The sequence below is a fragment of the Streptococcus pneumoniae genome (assembly GCA_040719455.1).
Taxonomy (GTDB): domain Bacteria; phylum Bacillota; class Bacilli; order Lactobacillales; family Streptococcaceae; genus Streptococcus; species Streptococcus pneumoniae_G.
Window position 1 is genome coordinate 141,232 of record JBFDTN010000001.1, and the last position, 18,172, is coordinate 159,403.

Below are 18,172 nucleotides of genomic sequence, written 5' to 3' on the forward strand. Positions count from 1 at the left end.
AATTAAGTATGAAAACCAAGCCAAAGTTAAGCTTGGTTTTTTATTACCCAATGTGATACATATCAGGTGATGATCATAGGCAAGTATTTGGAATGAGGAGAGAAGTTCTTCGAGCGATATTAAGAATATATTTTTTAGGTAAGTAAATGGAGTGAATCAACAGATAAAAAATAGTCACAATTAGGAAAAGTGTATAATTTTAAGATTCCCTATAATGCAAAAGCTATAAAGGCTTGTTTATTCAAAATGAAGTTTATTAAAAATATAGAAATTTTAGGCAAAAATCAGCTGAAAATTAGACAGAATGCCTAAAAATAGACAAAAAACAGGTGATTTTGGATATATTTCTCAGTAAAAAACTACAATAAATATACATGAATAATATACAAATGATTGCACAAGATGAAAAGATTTAAAAAAAGGGGGGTAGCTAAAAAACCGCTATAAATAGTCGGAAAAATGAGTGTTATTTCTTGACCAAAAGAGAATAGTTCGGTATAATTATCAACATAGGTTTCTATAAAACTAGAGATAGGTTAACTAGACTCCTATATTAACCTGTACAAAGTTACATGGAAATACAGAAATCAGGAGGAACACATGTTTTTCAAAAAACAACAGCGATTTTCAATTCGTAAGTTTACGATTGGTGCCTGCTCGGTCCTTTTGGGAACGGCAATCGTAGCCAGCGTAGACCAAGCGAAAGCTGATCAAGTTGTACCTGCTTCTACAGAAGTATCATCTACTGATGAGAAAGCTGTGGCAGAAGTTACAACGCCTGCTGCGACGACAGCTGAGTCTACCGTAGCAGAAACTGCTCCAGCTTCAGAAGCAGCATCTGAAGCTACATCAACAACAGCAAGCACAGAAAGTGCTGCACCAAAAGTAGAGGAAACTTCAACAGCGAACTCTACTGCTGCATCAACTGCTCCAGCAACATCAACAGCAAGCTCTGCTGTTGCATCAGCTGCTCCAGCAGTAGCGACTTCAGAAGTGGCAACTACACCTGCACCAGCAGCAGTTGCGCCAACAACTTCTGCAACAACAGCTGCGACTTCAGAAGCAGCATCTGAAGCTGCAACTCCAGAAGTATCTGCACCAAAAGACACGTTGACAGCAGCAAAAGCTCAAGAAGTGGAAGCAATCAACGCTTACTCTCTTCTTTCAGAAGAGTTGAAAGCTAGCTACATCGCTCGCTTGAACGAAGCGACTGATGCTGCTGCTTTGGAACTCATCTCAAAAGAAGCAAAACGTGCACAAAAACGTGCTGAATCTTTCCCTAAAGAAGGTCAACCAATTCCAACTGGAACAGGTTTCCGTGCGGAAACTCCAAATGCGGATGAAGTTTTAGATACAACTGGCTTTACGCAATTAAATCGTTTCAGTAACAAAGAGGGCGTCTTCTATGTCCAAAAATCTGGTACGGTTAACGGTGGGCAATCTGATACAGATAAAGTAACTACTATTTATGAAATCGACACTAAAACAGGTAACATTGTTCCTGTTTCTAAAGATGACTTTGTAAGTGGTGGTACTCTCTATGAACACCTTGAAAAATTATCAACTGATCAAGGATTTGTAGACTCAGCAGCTGGTAAACGTGCTGGTTATAAAGTAATCAATGCTCTAGGTTTGTCAAATGATGGTCGCCATGCCTATGCTCTAGGGATTACGTCAAACATCAATGTTGATGACCGTACTACTATCAACGGAATTTATAGTTACGATACAGAGACTCAAAAATGGAGTCTTGCAAGTAACTCAAATGACTGGGCTGACGGTATGGCGGTTATGAAAACCAATGCTTGGACAGCCGGTGCAGTTAATCCTAAAGATGGTAAATACTACTTTGGTACTTTGACGCTTAAGTCTGATCCTGCTTTCTCACAAGTAGCACCACGTGATGATGCTGCTTATAAAGCTGCAAGAGACAATGGCACATTTGACCTTTACTTCCGTATGTGGTCATTTGACCCAGCGACTGGTAAAGTGGAAAATGCTGGTTACATTGATACTGGTCTTATGAAATCAGGTAAGTTTGATACAAGTGAAACATACTTTAACGCAGCTGGAGAAAGCTATGTAGTTGGTAACGATATTGCCTTCGATACAGATGGTAACTTCAAGTTGATTTTGAACCAGTTCAACACGTCTAACTACTTTGTTTACGAAGAAAATAAAGCTGCGTTTGATGCAGCAGCGTCTCAAAATAATAAATATGCTGCTCACAATGGTACGTTATCAAATGCGATTCCAATCGTAACAGACGTTACAACTATTAATACAGGTGGTAACTCACCAGAAGAAATAGCGGCAGCAACGGCAGCAGCTCAGAAAGAAAATGCTGCAACGACAGGGGGACTTGCGGTTGATGCGAATGGAGATCTCTTCTTCCATAGCCGTCAAGGTAAAGTCGGAGTTATCAAGGAAGATCTATCTTACGGTGGTATCCTTAAAAATGTTGTAGCACCAGTTGGTACACAAACATGGGGAGACGCTGCAAGTATCCGTGGTTCAGTTGGTATGGGTAATGTTTACCGTGAATACTACATCACAGGAGATACAGAACATCCAGAAAAGAACGGTACTATCTTGGCTGGTACTATCGGTACAATCGTAGATGGTAAATTTGTTCCAACTCTTGATACAACAGATGGTACAGATGACATTGAAAAAGACCAAGCTCTTTACCATGAGTATGATGCCACAGTAGGACGTCCACAAGCGATCCGTGCAGCAGATGGTACAGTGTACGAATACGTAGGTGTGAAAGCTGATTCAGACCCAGAAAAAGGTGAGGTTAAGAAAGACGACCAAACTGTTAAGTATGAATACACACCAAAAGCTGTAACTGGTAATGTTGTCGTTACATACGTTGATGTAAACGGTAAGGAACTCAAGGCTCAAGTTGATGATGAGAGAAATGCAGATGTAAATACTCCTTACAACACAGATGTAGATCGTAAGCTAGATGTTATCCGTACAGCAGACGGCAAACTTTATGAAATTGTACCTGCTAGCGATACTGACTATAAAGTAGGTCCAGTAGATGCTAATGGTCACTTGAAATCATCAGCTCCAACAACTGGTACAGTTGAAGTTGGTACTAAGACTGTTACTTACGTATACCGTGAAGTTACAAACCCAACTGGTGACGTAATTCTTCACTATGTAGATACAAAAGGTAACGAACTTCTACCAAACCACCACAATTCTGATGACAAACCAGTAGGTGAAAAATATACAGTTACAAATCCTGAAAAACCAGAAAAGATTGAAAAAGACGGTGTTGTTTACAAGAAAGTTGAAACATCAACAACTGGTAAAGTTGGCGATAAGACAATTGCGACTGAAAATGTAACAACTTCTGAAACTGGTGATATCATCGAAGGTACCCAAAACATTGTCTACGTTTACAAACCAGTCGGATCTGTTGTGATTCACTATGTAAACACCAAAGGTCAAGTCATCAAAGAAGAAGTCAAAGACATCACTGAAGGTGATATTGACACTCGTTACGATGCAGCAGACAATAAAGAATCTGCAGATGAAAAACCAAATACAATCACTAAAGACGGTGTAACTTACAACTTCAAAGAAGTATCAACTACAAATACTGTTGGTGGTACAACGGTTGTAACAACTAACCCTACAAACGTCGTAGGTGGACAAACTGGTAACATCGTTCCAGGAACAACTCATGTTATCTACGTGTATGATGAGGAAGTGAAACCAGAAGAACCAGTTAAAAAAGGTTCAGTAGTGGTTAACTACATCGATACAGAAGGTAACCCACTTGGAACTCAACAAGACGTTGCTAAAGACCAACCAGTTGGTGATAGATATGATTCTACAACAGAAGCATTGAAACCAAAAGAAATCAAAGTTGGTGACAAGACTTACGTCCTTGCTCCAGCAGATACTTATGGCGACCGTGTAGTTGATAACAACAACCACTTGGTAGGTTCAGATGCAGTTGTCGGCGATGTTACTGAAACAACTAAGACTGTAACATATGTCTACAAACTTAAAGAAGAGCCACAACCAGAAGCACCTAAAGGATCAGTTGTTGTTCACTATGTAAACGAAGCTGGTGAAGTGATTAAGTCTGTTTACAATGATACAACTGATGGAGCAGTTGGTACTGACTTTAATGCAGCAGATGATAAACTAGAAAAACCAGATGAAATCACTTTCGGTGGTAAGACATACGAGTTCAAAGAAGTTTCTGCAACTCCAAAAGTTGGAGATAACACAGTTGTCACTACTGACGCTGTAAATAAAGTCTTCTTCTCACCAACATCTGGTGGTACTGTTGTCGAAGGAACAACTCACGTTGTCTATGTATATTCTGAAAAAACACCAGAAACAGTTAAACCTGAAGAGCCAACAGATCCAGCTACACCAGGTGGAGAGGTAACAGCTCAATACTTCGTAGAAGGTACTGCAACTCGTCTTTACGAAGATCCATCAGTTGAAAAAGATACTGTTGTCAAAGAAAAAGACACACCAGTAGATACACCATACGGTGATACACCACCAGTAGTCTTGACAGACAAAGATGGTAACCTTTACGACTTGGTGAAAAACCCAGACGGTACTCCAAAACTTAAAGAAGGATCATCACCACAAGACGGTAAAGTAACGGAAGAAGCACAAGTAATCCAATACGAGTACAAGAAACGTGAAACACCAGAAGAAGATCCAAAACCAACTCCAGATCCAGTAGGTTCAGTTGTTGTTCACTATGTAAATGAAGAGGGTGTTGTCATCCAATCTTCATACAAAGATACAACAGATGGTAAAGTAGGTTCAAAATACGATACTAAAGAAACTTCACTTGAAAAACCAAAAGAAATCACTTTCGATGGTAAAACTTATGAATTGGTACGTGTATCTGATTCAAATACAGTTGGCGGTAAAGAAATCGTTAAGACTGACGATAAGAACATCGTAACAGCTAAAGAATCAGGTGATGTTGTTGAAGGAACTACAAACGTTATCTATGTTTACAAACTTAAAGAAGAAGTTCCACCAACACCAACTCCGGATCCAGTTAAACCAGGTGGTGAAGTATCCGCTCAATACTTCGTAGAAGGAACAGAAACTCGTCTTTACGAAGATCCAGCTGTTCAAGAAGACACAGTTGTCAAAGAAAAAGACACACCAGTAGGAACAGAGTACAAAGATACTCCTCCAGCAGTCTTGACAGATGGAACAGATATCTATGACTTGGTGAAAAACCCAGACGGTACTCCAAAACTTAAAGAAGGATCATCACCACAAGACGGTAAAGTAACGGAAGAAGCACAAGTAATCCAATACGAGTACAAGAAACGTGAAACACCAGAAGAAGATCCAAAACCAACTCCAGATCCAGTAGGTTCAGTTGTTGTTCACTATGTAAATGAAGAGGGTGTTGTCATCCAATCTTCATACAAAGATACAACAGATGGTAAAGTAGGTTCAAAATACGATACTAAAGAAACTTCACTTGAAAAACCAAAAGAAATCACTTTCGATGGTAAAACTTATGAATTGGTACGTGTATCTGATTCAAATACAGTTGGCGGTAAAGAAATCGTTAAGACTGACGATAAGAACATCGTAACAGCTAAAGAATCAGGTGATGTTGTTGAAGGAACTACAAACGTTATCTATGTTTACAAACTTAAAGAAGAAGTTCCACCAACACCAACTCCAGATCCGGTTAAACCAGGTGGTGAAGTATCCGCTCAATACTTCGTAGAAGGAACAGAAGATCGTCTTTACGAAGATCCATCAGTTGAAAAAGATACTGTTGTCAAAGAAAAAGACACACCAGTAGATACACCATACGGCGATACACCACCAGTAGTCTTGACAGACAAAGATGGTAACCTTTACGACTTGGTGAAAAACCCAGACGGTACTCCAAAACTTAAAGAAGGATCATCACCACAAGATGGTAAAGTAACGGAAGAAGCACAAGTAATCCAATACGAGTACAAGAAACGTGAAACACCAGAAGAAGATCCAACACCAAAACCAGAAGCACCTAAGGGTTCAGTAGTCGTTAAATACGAAGACGAAGAAGGTAATGAGATCAAGAAACCGGTAGAGGATACTCCAAATTCACCAGTAGACACACCTTACAATACAATTGATAAGCGTGATGAGAAGATTGAAGTTCCAAATCCAAACGATCCTGAAAATCCAACAACTGTTTACTATCTATCTAAAGAAGAACCAAAAGAAGGTTCAGACCCAGAAGATGGTAAAGTTAAAGAAGGCGTAAGCACTGTAACTTATGTGTACAAGAAAGCTGGATCAGTTATCGTTCACTATGTAGACGAAGCTGGTAACACACTTGCAGACGATCAAGTTGCGAAGAAAGACGCTAAAGAAGGTACTGAGTACGACACAACTACAACAACTCTTCGTCCATCAACAATTACTACTAAAGATGGTAAAGTGTATGAGCTTGTACCAGCAGGTGATTACAAAGCAGGTAAAGTTGATGAAGTTGGTCACTTGACAACAACAGACGCTGTTAGCGGTGAGGTTGTATCTGATAAGACTAAAGAAATCACTTATGTCTACAAGTTGAAACCAGAAACTCCTCCAACAGAAGAGCCAGGCAAGTACATCCCTTACGTACCAAACGATCCTGAAAATCCAGATCCAAAAGATCCAAAACCAGGTATCGACATCCCAACAGTTCCTTATGATGAAACTCCGGAAAATCCATACGATGATCCACGCTTGCCAAATGTACCAGGCTATGTACCAGTAGATCCAAACGATCCAGATGGTAAAGAGCCACTTAAACCGGTAGATCCAAACGATCCAACGAAAGGTTACATCCCACCAACACCAACAGATCCTAAAGAAACTCCAGTAGTTTACGTTAAAGCAGGAAATGTTATCGTTAAGTATGTAAACGAAAATGGTGATGAAATCAAAGATGAAGTCTATGATGAGCGTAACCAACCAGAAGGTAAAGACTACGATACAAAAGTAGACAACCGCCCAGGTAAGATTGTTGGTAAAGATGGTAAAGTATATGAGCTTGTACCAGCAGACAAATATCCAGTTGGTGAGGTAGATAAAGACGGTCACTTGACAACTTCAGATGATGTTACTGGTGACGTTGTAGGTGGTGAAGATAAGACTGTTGTTTACGTTTACCGTGAAGTGAAGGAAGCTCCAACGACTCCTCCAACTGAGGAACCAGGTAAGTACATTCCTTACGTACCAAACGATCCTGAAAATCCAGATCCAAAAGATCCAAAACCAGGTATCGACATCCCAACAGTTCCTTATGATGAAACTCCGGAAAATCCATACGATGATCCACGCTTGCCAAATGTACCAGGCTATGTACCAGTAGATCCAAACGATCCAGATGGTAAAGAGCCACTTAAACCAGTAGATCCAAACGATCCAACGAAAGGTTACATCCCACCAACACCAACAGATCCTAAAGAAACTCCAGTAGTTTACGTTAAAGCAGGAAATGTTATCGTTAAGTATGTAAACGAAAATGGTGATGAAATCAAAGATGAAGTCTATGATGAGCGTAACCAACCAGAAGGTAAAGACTACGATACAAAAGTAGACAACCGCCCAGGTAAGATTGTTGGTAAAGATGGTAAAGTATATGAGCTTGTACCAGCAGGTGATTACAAAGCAGGTAAAGTTGATGAAGACGGTCACTTGACAACTTCAGATGATGTTACTGGTGACGTTGTAGGTGGTGCAGATAAGACTGTTGTTTACGTTTACCGTGAAGTGAAGGAAGCTCCAACGACTCCTCCAACTGAGGAACCAGGTAAGTACATTCCTTACGTACCAAACGATCCTGAAAATCCAGATCCAAAAGATCCAAAACCAGGTATCGACATCCCAACAGTTCCTTATGATGAAACTCCGGAAAATCCATACGATGATCCACGCTTGCCAAATGTACCAGGCTATGTACCAGTAGATCCAAACGATCCAGATGGTAAAGAGCCACTTAAACCAGTAGATCCAAACGATCCAACGAAAGGTTACATCCCACCAACACCAACAGATCCTAAAGAAACTCCAGTAGTTTACGTTAAAGCAGGAAATGTTATCGTTAAGTATGTAAACGAAAATGGTGATGAAATCAAAGATGAAGTCTATGATGAGCGTAACCAACCAGAAGGTAAAGACTACGATACAAAAGTAGACAACCGCCCAGGTAAGATTGTTGGTAAAGATGGTAAAGTATATGAGCTTGTACCAGCAGGTGATTACAAAGCAGGTAAAGTTGATGAAGACGGTCACTTGACAACTTCAGATGATGTTACTGGTGACGTTGTAGGTGGTGCAGATAAGACTGTTGTTTACGTTTACCGTGAAGTGAAGGAAGCTCCAACGACTCCTCCAACTGAGGAACCAGGTAAGTACATTCCTTACGTACCAAACGATCCTGAAAATCCAGATCCAAAAGATCCAAAACCAGGTATCGACATCCCAACAGTTCCTTATGATGAAACTCCGGAAAATCCATACGATGATCCACGCTTGCCAAATGTACCAGGCTATGTACCAGTAGATCCAAACGATCCAGATGGTAAAGAGCCACTTAAACCAGTAGATCCAAACGATCCAACGAAAGGTTACATCCCACCAACACCAACAGATCCTAAAGAAACTCCAGTAGTTTACGTTAAAGCAGGAAATGTTATCGTTAAGTATGTAAACGAAAATGGTGATGAAATCAAAGATGAAGTCTATGATGAGCGTAACCAACCAGAAGGTAAAGACTACGATACAAAAGTAGACAACCGCCCAGGTAAGATTGTTGGTAAAGATGGTAAAGTATATGAGCTTGTACCAGCAGGTGATTACAAAGCAGGTAAAGTTGATGAAGACGGTCACTTGACAACTTCAGATGATGTTACTGGTGACGTTGTAGGTGGTGCAGATAAGACTGTTGTTTACGTTTACCGTGAAGTGAAGGAAGCTCCAACGACTCCTCCAACAGAAGAGCCAGGCAAGTACATTCCATTCATCCCAGTAGATCCTTCTAATCCGAACGATCCAACAGATCCACATGATCCAATCGATCCAAACACTGGTAAAGAAATTCCAACTCGTCCATACGATGAAAATCCAAACGATCCATCAGACGATCCACGCTTGCCAGATGTAGACGGTTATGTGCCGCTTGATCCAAACGATCCAAATAACACACCACTTAAACCAGTAGATCCAAACGATCCAACGAAAGGTTATATCCCACCAACACCAACTGATCCAAAAGAAACGCCAGTACCATACGTACCAGCAGGAACAGTTACAGTTCACTACGTGAACGAAGATGGTGACGTGATCAAAGATCCAACAGTTGATACACCGAAATCACCAGTTGGAACTAAGTACGACACGAACGAAAATGGTGAAGAGATTCCTAAGGAAATCACTACTGAAGATGGTAAAGTCTACGAACTTGTGAAAGTGAAAGACGGTGACAAACCAACTGGTGAAGTAGAACAAGGTAACACAGATGTTACTTACATCTACAAGTTGAAACCAACTACACCTCCACCAACTGAAACACCTAACAAGTACATCCCTTACATCCCAGTGGATCCATCTAACCCAACAGATCCTAAAGATCCGTTGAAACCAACAATTCCTGAAACTGGTAAAGATATCCCAACTGTACCATATGATGAAACTCCAGAGGATCCAACAAACAACCCACCATTGCCAGATGTAGATGGATATATCCCAGTAGATCCACAAGATCCAACTTCACCATTGAAGCCAAAAGATCCAAACGATCCAACTAAGGGATATGAGCCACCAAAACCAGTAGATCCTAAGAAAGATACTCCAGTACCTTATGTTCCAGCAGGAACAGTTACCGTTCACTATGTGAATGAAAAAGGTGAAGAAATCAAGGATCCAACAGTTGATACACCGAAATCACCAATTGGAACTCCATACAACACCAACGAAAATGGTAAGGAAATTCCTAAGACAATCACTGATAAAGATGGTAATGTTTACGAACTTGTGAAAGTGAAAGATGGTGACTCTGAAACTGGTAAAGTTACAAAAGGTAATACAAATGTTACTTACATCTACAAGTTGAAAGTGACAGAAGATCCAAAACCAAATGATGACAAGCCAGGTAACCCTACTCCAGATATGCCAGGACAACCAGGCAACCCTACCCCAGGTATGCCAGGACAACCAGGTAACCCTGCTGAGCCAGGTAAACCAGCTAAGGAAACTGTACCAATGTACATGAAGAACGGCGAAAGCTTGCCAAATACAGGTGATGCAGCTAGCCAAAGCGGATTAGTGTACGGTGCAGCAGCTCTTGGATTGACAGCTCTTCTTGCAGCAATGAAGAAGAAATCAGAAAACGAAGAATAATTCTTCAAAGGCTAGATTCTGATGGAAACGTCCAGTCAATTTAAGAAAGCTCGTCGCTTTACTTGCAAACACTGTGGTCGTATTGTAACCACCATTCAAGGAAACTTGGATAAGCGCACAACTTTCTGCAGTAGTATTTGCGGTCGTAGATATTGGCGTCATCCAGAAAGACGCCGCAAGCAAGAAGCAGCTAAGGCGAGTCATTAATCAGAAAACCAGTATCTTCGTAAGAAGATGCTGGTTTTTTGTATATGTTGAGTACTATTTTCAGGCACTTTGTCAACTGTAGTGGGTGAAGTATTATCCCATACGAGAGAGAATCAGATTGGTTCTCTCTTTTTGTATATTTAAAGCGATGAGAATTTTTGTTTTAAAGTTTTTGAAGTTTCGGAAACCGAAAGCTTGTCGTTTGATGTCTTTGATAAGTTTGTTAGTAGCTTCTAGCTTAGCGTTTGAATAAGGTAATTCAAGTGCATTGGTAATGTATTGTCTGTATTTGAGAAAGGTTGTAAAGACTGTTCTGAAAGTAGAATTCACAGTAGGTAAATAGTCTTCTATCAGTCCGAAGAAAGCCTCACTGTTCTTCTCTTGAAAATGGAACATCAAGAGTTGATAAAGGTCATAATAGTGCCTTAGTTCCTCTGACAAGTCTAAGGTTTTTTGAACTACTTCTCTAGGGGTTAAGGTTTGCCTAAAGGTTCGAGAATAAAAGAGTTTGTTAGAGAGTTTTCGGCTGTCCTTTTGGAGGATTCTCCAATGATGTTTCATAGCTCGATAAGGAAGGGAGCCCCTGTCATGGTTCTTCATAATGGCAATCCGAGTAGCCATCATAGCTCGGCTCAGGTGCTGAATAATATGAAAACGATCCAGAACAATCTTTGCTTTCGGGAATAAGAATTTAATGATAGGAATGTAGTTACCAGACATATCTACAGTTACGATTTTGACGTTTTCTCTCATCTCTCTCGTGTATTTGAGGAAGTAGTTTTTAATGGTTGTTTGCCGATTGTTCTCAAGAATAGTGATAATCTTTTTGGTTTGAAAATCCTGAGCGATAAATGCCAGCTTCCCCTTATTGCGTGAGAATTCATCCCAAGAGAGGATTTTAGGTAATTGTGAGAACTGTTCCTTGAAGGAGAATTGATTCAGTTTTCTCTGTACAACAGAGACAGAGATATGAAGTTTTCTAGCAATATCAGAGTTCGTTAGTTTTTCCGTATGTAGTTGAGTGATTTTATCCCAGACAGGTTGAGAAATTTGATGATGTTTCTTGACGAGAGGCGTTTGAGAAACAGATACACGTAGACAACACTTGCATTTAAAGCGGCGTTTTCTCAGTTTTAGAAGAGTAGGAAATCCTTGAAGATCGAGAATAGGAATAGAGGATTCTCGTTGGAAGTCATACTTTATCATCTTTCCTTGGCAGTGAGGACAAGGAGGAGCAGGATAATCTAAGGTTGCTTGAAGGAGGATATGGGATTTAACCTTGTAAGCAGAAGTGATGGTGATATTTTTATCTTTAATTCCGATAAGATTTGTGGTATTATTAAGTCGTTCCATATGATTCTTTCTAATGTGAGTTTCGTCGCTTTTCATTATAGATTATATGGGACTTTTTTTCTACACTGAAAAAGCCCTATAATCTCTTCAGTGGAAGTTACCCACTACAGAAATTATAGAGCCTATTTTCAGGAGTTTTTATATAAAAATCAAACTAGGACACAGACATTTAGCGCAGATAATGGTACACTAGAAAGGTATGTAAGAAAGAATCAAGCAAGGAGAAGTGAGATGATTACGAAAGAATTTGACACGATTGTCGCCATTTCGACGCCACTGGGAGAGGGGGCGATTGGGATTGTGCGCTTGTCTGGGACAGATAGTTTTAAGATTGCCCAAAAGATGTTTAAAGGTAAGGATTTGGAGAGCGTTCCTAGTCATTCTTTGAATTATGGGCATATTGTCGATACTCGAACTCATCAGGTTTTAGATGAAGTCATGGTGGGAGCGATGCGTTCTCCTAAGACCTTTACGCGTGAGGATGTGATTGAGATCAATACGCACGGTGGTATTGCCGTGACCAATGAAATCCTGCAGTTGGCGATTCGTGAGGGTGCCAGGATGGCAGAGCCAGGTGAGTTTACCAAGCGTGCCTTTTTAAATGGTCGTGTGGATTTAACGCAGGCTGAGGCGATTATGGACTTGATTCGTGCAAAGACTGATAAGGCGATGAATATTGCGGTTAAGCAGCTAGACGGCTCCTTATCTACCCTCATCAATGATACACGGCAGGAGATTTTAAATACCTTGGCGCAGGTTGAGGTCAATATCGACTATCCTGAGTATGATGATGTGGAAGAATTGACCACCAAGCTCTTACGGGAAAAGACAGCAGATTTTGAAGGGCTCTTGCGGAGTTTACTAGCCACGGCGAAGCGTGGAAAAATCTTGCGTGAAGGGATCTCGACAGCCATTATCGGTCGTCCTAATGTTGGAAAATCCAGTCTGTTAAACAATCTCTTGCGAGAAGACAAGGCGATTGTCACAGATATTGAAGGAACAACACGTGATGTGATTGAAGAATATGTCAATATCAAAGGTGTTCCGCTCAAGTTGATTGATACAGCAGGGATTCGTGAGACTGACGATGTGGTGGAAAAGATAGGAGTGGAGCGCTCGAGAAAAGCTCTTCAAGAGGCAGATTTGGTACTTTTGGTCTTAAATGCTAGTGAGCCATTGACAGTACAAGACAGGCAGCTTCTTGAGATTAGCGAGGCTAGCAATCGTATTGTCTTGCTCAATAAGATGGACTTAGAAAGTCAGATCGAGCGAGAAGAATTACCAGAGGATGTGATTGAGATTTCGGTGCTTAAGAACCAAAATATTGACCAAATCGAGGAAAAAATCAACGCTCTTTTCTTTGAAAATGCTGGTTTAGTAGAGCAGGATGCGACTTACTTGTCTAATGCTCGTCATATTTCCTTGATTGAGCAGGCGATTGAGAGTTTAGAAGCGGTTAATCAAGGGCTTGATATGGGCATGCCTGTTGATTTGGTGCAGGTGGATTTGACTAGAACATGGGAAATTTTAGGAGAAATCACAGGGGACGCAGCACCAGATGAGTTGATTACCCAGCTCTTTAGTCAATTTTGCCTTGGAAAATAACCTTAGGGTTTGGGACAAAAGTTCCGACTTCATTACGTTTCATAGATTTAACTGTTTGACGCAGTCTTGTCTGATTTGTAGAACGTTGATAAATCAACGTTTTATTAGAAGGAGCTAGCGAATTGCTCTTCGCTAGCCCTATTTCCAACCTTTCACAATTCTCAATTGTGAAAGCTAGTCAACCTTGCGGGGGTGGGAGTAAACTAATCCAGTGGATTAGTTTAGCCCGAACTTAGAAACAAGGGAGTGAGGAAAATCGATTTCTTCGAAATCACGATTGAGTCCCACTCCCTTTTTCTAGTTTAATCTGTAAGTAGGGAACATTTTGTTCTCCTTTTCTCTTTGTGGTATAATAAGACTATTGACATTGAAAGGACAGGACAATGAAAGCACTACAACATACACTAGAGGAGCGACTTGGGATTTCTTTTCAAGATGTGAGTTTGCTTGAAACAGCCTTTACCCATACCAGCTACGCCAATGAACACCGCCTCTTAAAAATTTCACACAATGAACGCTTGGAATTTTTAGGAGACGCTGTTCTGCAACTCTTGATTTCAGAATATCTTTACCATGCCTATCCGCATAAGCCTGAGGGTGATTTGTCGAAGCTCCGCTCGATGATTGTGCGTGAGGAGAGCTTGGCAGGATTTGCAAGGGATTGTCAGTTTGATACGTTTATCAAGCTAGGCAAGGGCGAAGAGAAATCTGGCGGTCGAAATCGCAATACGATTTTGGGCGATTTGTTTGAAGCCTTTTTGGGAGCCTTGTTATTGGATAAGGGAGTGGAGGCTGTCAAGGCTTTTCTCTACCAAGTGGTCATTCCAAAGGTCGAGTCAGGGGATTTTGAGCAGGTGACGGATTACAAGACCAAGCTCCAAGAGCTGTTACAGGTCAATGGAGATGTCGATATTCACTATCAAGTGACCAAGGAATTTGGTCCAGCTCATGCTAAGGAATTTGAAGTAGCAGTCTTGGTCAATCAGAAAAAAGTCGGTCAAGGTCAAGGGCGCTCAAAGAAAATGGCTGAGCAGGAAGCTGCCCGAAATGCAGTCGAGAAAGGATTGGGCGGATGTTCTTAAAGGAAATTGAAATTCAGGGCTTTAAATCCTTTGCGGATAAGACCAAGGTGGTCTTTGACCGTGGCGTGACAGCTGTGGTCGGACCCAACGGCTCTGGCAAATCCAATATCACGGAGAGCCTGCGCTGGGCACTGGGGGAATCAAGTGTCAAGAGCCTTCGCGGAGGCAAGATGCCAGATGTCATCTTTGCAGGGACCGAAAATCGCAAACCGCTCAACTATGCCTCTGTCACCGTGGTGCTGGACAATCAAGACCAATTTATCAAGGATGCGGCTTCTGAGATTCGAGTGGAGCGCCACATCTATCGCAATGGGGATAGTGAGTATAAGATTGATGGGAAAAAGGTTCGTCTGCGAGATATTCATGATTTATTTATGGATACGGGCTTGGGGCGTGATAGCTTTTCCATTATTTCTCAAGGAAAAGTCGAGGAGATTTTTAACAGTAAGCCTGAGGAACGTCGTGCGATTTTTGAAGAGGCAGCCGGTGTTTTAAAATACAAGACCCGCCGTAAAGAGACGGAGGCAAAGCTCACTCAAACGCAGGATAATTTAGACCGCTTAGAAGACATCATCTATGAGTTGGATAGCCAAGTGAAGCCCTTGGAAAAGCAGGCAGAAACGGCTCAGCGATTTTTAGACCTAGATGGTCAAAGAAAGGCTCTCTATTTGGATGTCTTGATTGCACAAATCAAGGATTACAAAGAGCGTCATCAAGCCGTGGAAGAGGAATTGGTAAAGCTCCAAGAGGATTTGGCACAATACTACCAAAAGCGTGAGAATCTGGAAGAGGAAAATCAGCGGCTCAAAGCAGAGCGCCAGCAACTCCAGGCTAAGATAGCTGATGATCAGGCTAGCTTGTTAGAATTGACCCGCTTGATTAGTGATTTAAAGCGGCAGATTGAAGTGGCGGAGCTAGAGAGTAGCCAAGCTGCGACAAATCGCAAAGAATTAGAAGAGCGCTTAGCGGCCTTAGCGGAAAAAGAAGAGCATACCAAGAAAGCAAGAAGAGAAAAAGAAGAGCGCTTAGCAAGCATTCGTCAGGATTTGACAGATGTAAAAGCCAAGCTCGTTCAACTAGAAGCAGAAAAAGCGACCTTTTCAGAAAATCCTGACCAAATCATCGAGCAGTTGCGTGAGCGTTTTGTCACTCTCATGCAGGAAGAAGCAGAGGTTTCTAATAGCTTGACGGCTCTATCTAGTCAAATGGAGCATGACTTGAAAGAATCGGCGAGTAAGCAAGACGAGTGGCGGCAGCTGCAAGACAGTCTCAAAAAAGCGCAGTCAGAAGAGAAAACGGCGACAGAAGACTTGGCGACAGCGACGGATGCCCTGCAAAAACTCTTAGCTGACTATAAAGAACAGCTCCAGACCTTAGAGCAGAAAAAAGTGCTCTATCAAAAAGAGCAACAGGCGATGTTTGATCAGATGGATGCTTTGAAAGGGAAGCAAGCACGCTTGAATAGTTTAGAAGCCATCTTGAAAAATCATAGCAACTTTTACGCTGGAGTGAAAAGTGTACTCCAAGAAAAAGAGCGCTTAGGCGGTATTATTGGGGCGGTTAGTGAGCATTTGACCTTTGATAGACGCTACCAAACAGCGCTTGAGATTGCAATGGGTGCAAGCAGCCAGCATATTATCGTAGAAGACGAGCTGGGAGCGACGCGGGCGATTGATTTTCTGAAGAAAAATCGTGCTGGTCGGGCGACTTTCTTGCCTTTAACGACCATTAAACCGCGTAGCCTAGCGGAACATCAAGAGATGAAGATCCGCTCCAGTCAAGGATTTCTTGGCTTAGCGAGTGAATTGGTGAGTTTTGAGGAACGTTTATCCAGCATTTTTCAAAACCTTTTAGGAACAACTGCGATTTTTGATACGATTGAGCATGCAAAAGCAGCAGCTGCACAGGTTCACTACCAAGTGCGTATGGTGACCTTAGATGGGACAGAATTGCGGACAGGTGGTTCCTATGCAGGTGGGGCAAACAGGAATCAGCAGACCATCTTTATCAAGCCTGAAATGGATGCTTTGCAGGCGGAGATTGAGATAGCTCAAAAGCAACTAGCAGATAAAGAGCAAGCGGTGGAGAGTTTACATATTGCGCTTACGCAAGCGACTGATTTGTTAGAGACTATCAAATCAAGTGGTGAAGAAGCAAGGCTCGCAGAGCAAAAGTCGAAAATGGCTTATGAGCAAGCTCGGCAGCAGGTGGAAGAATTAACAACCTTACTTGGCTTGCGAGAAAAGGATTTGCGTCCAGATAGGGCACAAGACCTTGCTTGCGACAAGGAAAAGCTAGAGAGACGCTTGCAGGAGATTCAAACTGAAAAAACTGCTATTGAGACAAACATTCAGCAAGTAAAGACCGATAAGCATGCTGTGGAGGAACGTCTGGAAAAGCTGGAGCAAGCCTTATCAAGTGTTCGAATTGAGATAGCAGACTTGCGCAGCCAAGAGCGGTATGAAGAAGCAGATTTAGCACGATTGGATGAGGATTTAGCCAGCTATCAAGGCGATAAGGACAGTTTGACTCATGCCCTTAAAGAGCGGGAGAAAGGGAATCTCAAGATTGATATAGCTGTCTTGGCAGAGCAGTTAGAAACCGCTCAGCAAGAAGAAATAGCCATTAAGCAACGAACCATTCGCTTAGGCTTTGAACGAGAGGACTTGGAAGGTCAGCTAGAGGACTTGGGTGCACGGTTTGAGCAGATTCGTAGCCAAAATGATAGCTTCATTCGTGCCCAAGCTAAAAGCGAAGCTGAAAAGGAAAAGGTGGTTGAACAACTTCGCAGGCTTCACACGAGTTTGAACGAAGATTATGCCCAAAGTTTTGAAGAAGCAAATCAAGTCGCAAGACACTTGGACAATCTGGAAGCGGCAGTGCAAGAGGTCAAGGACTTAGAAGGTCAGATTCGCCGATTAGGTCCTGTTAATGTGGATGCGATTGCGCAGTTTGAAGAAGTGAGCGGTCGCCTCACATTCCTCAATACCCAAAAAGAAGATGTCTTGTCTGCCAAGGCGCTTTTGATGGAGACGATTGAAGAGATGAATGACGAGGTCAAAGAGCGCTTTAAAGCTACATTTGAAGCCATTCGTGAGTCCTTTCAAGTGACCTTTAAGCAGATGTTTGGCGGTGGTCGGGCAGACTTGATTTTGACAGATCAGGACTTGCTCCATGCCGGGGTAGAAATTTCCGTGCAGCCACCAGGCAAGAAAATCCAATCGCTCAATCTCATGAGTGGGGGTGAAAAAGCCTTATCTGCTTTGGCGCTACTCTTTTCCATCATTCGGATCAAGACTATTCCTTTTGTGATTTTGGATGAGGTAGAGGCAGCTTTAGATGAAGCCAATGTCAAGCGTTTTGGAGATTACCTCAATCGCTTTGACAAGGAAAGCCAGTTTATCGTGGTGACCCACCGTAAGGGAACCATGGCAGCTGCGGACTCGATTTACGGAGTGACCATGCAGGAATCAGGCGTGTCAAAAATCGTCTCTGTAAAATTGAAAGATTTAGAAAGTATGTAG

General features: G+C 41.8%; 6 protein-coding genes. 5 read left to right on the forward strand and 1 reads right to left on the reverse strand.

All coding sequences use genetic code 11. From position 1 onward, the window contains the following. Positions 1-600 precede the first annotated feature (600 nt). Together AB1I63_00675 and AB1I63_00680 are read left to right on the forward strand one after the other, a co-directional pair. Complete coding sequence (locus AB1I63_00675) at positions 601-10,401, forward strand: MucBP domain-containing protein (GenBank protein MEW4353409.1); 9,801 nt, start codon at positions 601-603, stop codon at positions 10,399-10,401. Between the two features lie 21 nt (positions 10,402-10,422). After that, positions 10,423-10,608, forward strand: coding sequence for a hypothetical protein (locus AB1I63_00680; protein ID MEW4353410.1), 186 nt, complete (start codon positions 10,423-10,425; stop codon positions 10,606-10,608). A gap of 93 nt (positions 10,609-10,701) precedes the next feature. Here AB1I63_00680 and AB1I63_00685 read toward each other — a convergent pair whose 3' ends face one another. Continuing rightward, positions 10,702-11,961: an ISL3 family transposase gene (locus AB1I63_00685; GenBank protein ID MEW4353411.1), complete on the reverse strand. Its 1,260-nt coding sequence runs from the start codon at positions 11,959-11,961 to the stop codon at positions 10,702-10,704. A 231-nt stretch (positions 11,962-12,192) separates the two neighbouring features. On the opposite strand from AB1I63_00685, the gene mnmE reads away from it, so the two are divergent. The 3 genes from mnmE (at position 12,193) to smc (ending at position 18,172) form a co-directional block, all read left to right on the forward strand. Then, positions 12,193-13,566, forward strand: coding sequence for a tRNA uridine-5-carboxymethylaminomethyl(34) synthesis GTPase MnmE (gene mnmE / locus AB1I63_00690; GenBank protein ID MEW4353412.1), 1,374 nt, complete (start codon positions 12,193-12,195; stop codon positions 13,564-13,566). Between the two features lie 383 nt (positions 13,567-13,949). Then, positions 13,950-14,648, forward strand: coding sequence for a ribonuclease III (rnc, locus tag AB1I63_00695; protein ID MEW4353413.1), 699 nt, complete (start codon positions 13,950-13,952; stop codon positions 14,646-14,648). After that, on the forward strand, positions 14,639-18,172 hold the full coding sequence (gene smc, locus AB1I63_00700; GenBank protein MEW4353414.1) for a chromosome segregation protein SMC: 3,534 nt from the start codon (positions 14,639-14,641) through the stop codon (positions 18,170-18,172). The genes rnc and smc overlap by 10 nt, the downstream gene beginning before the upstream one ends.

Excerpts from the sequence above, each read along its gene's own strand:
- mnmE (MEW4353412.1), top strand. The coding sequence starts at position 12,193 with ATGATTACGAAAGAATTTGACACGATTGTCGCCATTTCGACGCCACTG.
- smc (MEW4353414.1), top strand. The coding sequence starts at position 14,639 with ATGTTCTTAAAGGAAATTGAAATTCAGGGCTTTAAATCCTTTGCGGAT.
- rnc (MEW4353413.1), top strand. The coding sequence starts at position 13,950 with ATGAAAGCACTACAACATACACTAGAGGAGCGACTTGGGATTTCTTTT.
- AB1I63_00675 (MEW4353409.1), top strand. The coding sequence starts at position 601 with ATGTTTTTCAAAAAACAACAGCGATTTTCAATTCGTAAGTTTACGATT.
- AB1I63_00680 (MEW4353410.1), top strand. The coding sequence starts at position 10,423 with ATGGAAACGTCCAGTCAATTTAAGAAAGCTCGTCGCTTTACTTGCAAA.
- AB1I63_00685 (MEW4353411.1), bottom strand. The coding sequence starts at position 11,961 with ATGGAACGACTTAATAATACCACAAATCTTATCGGAATTAAAGATAAA.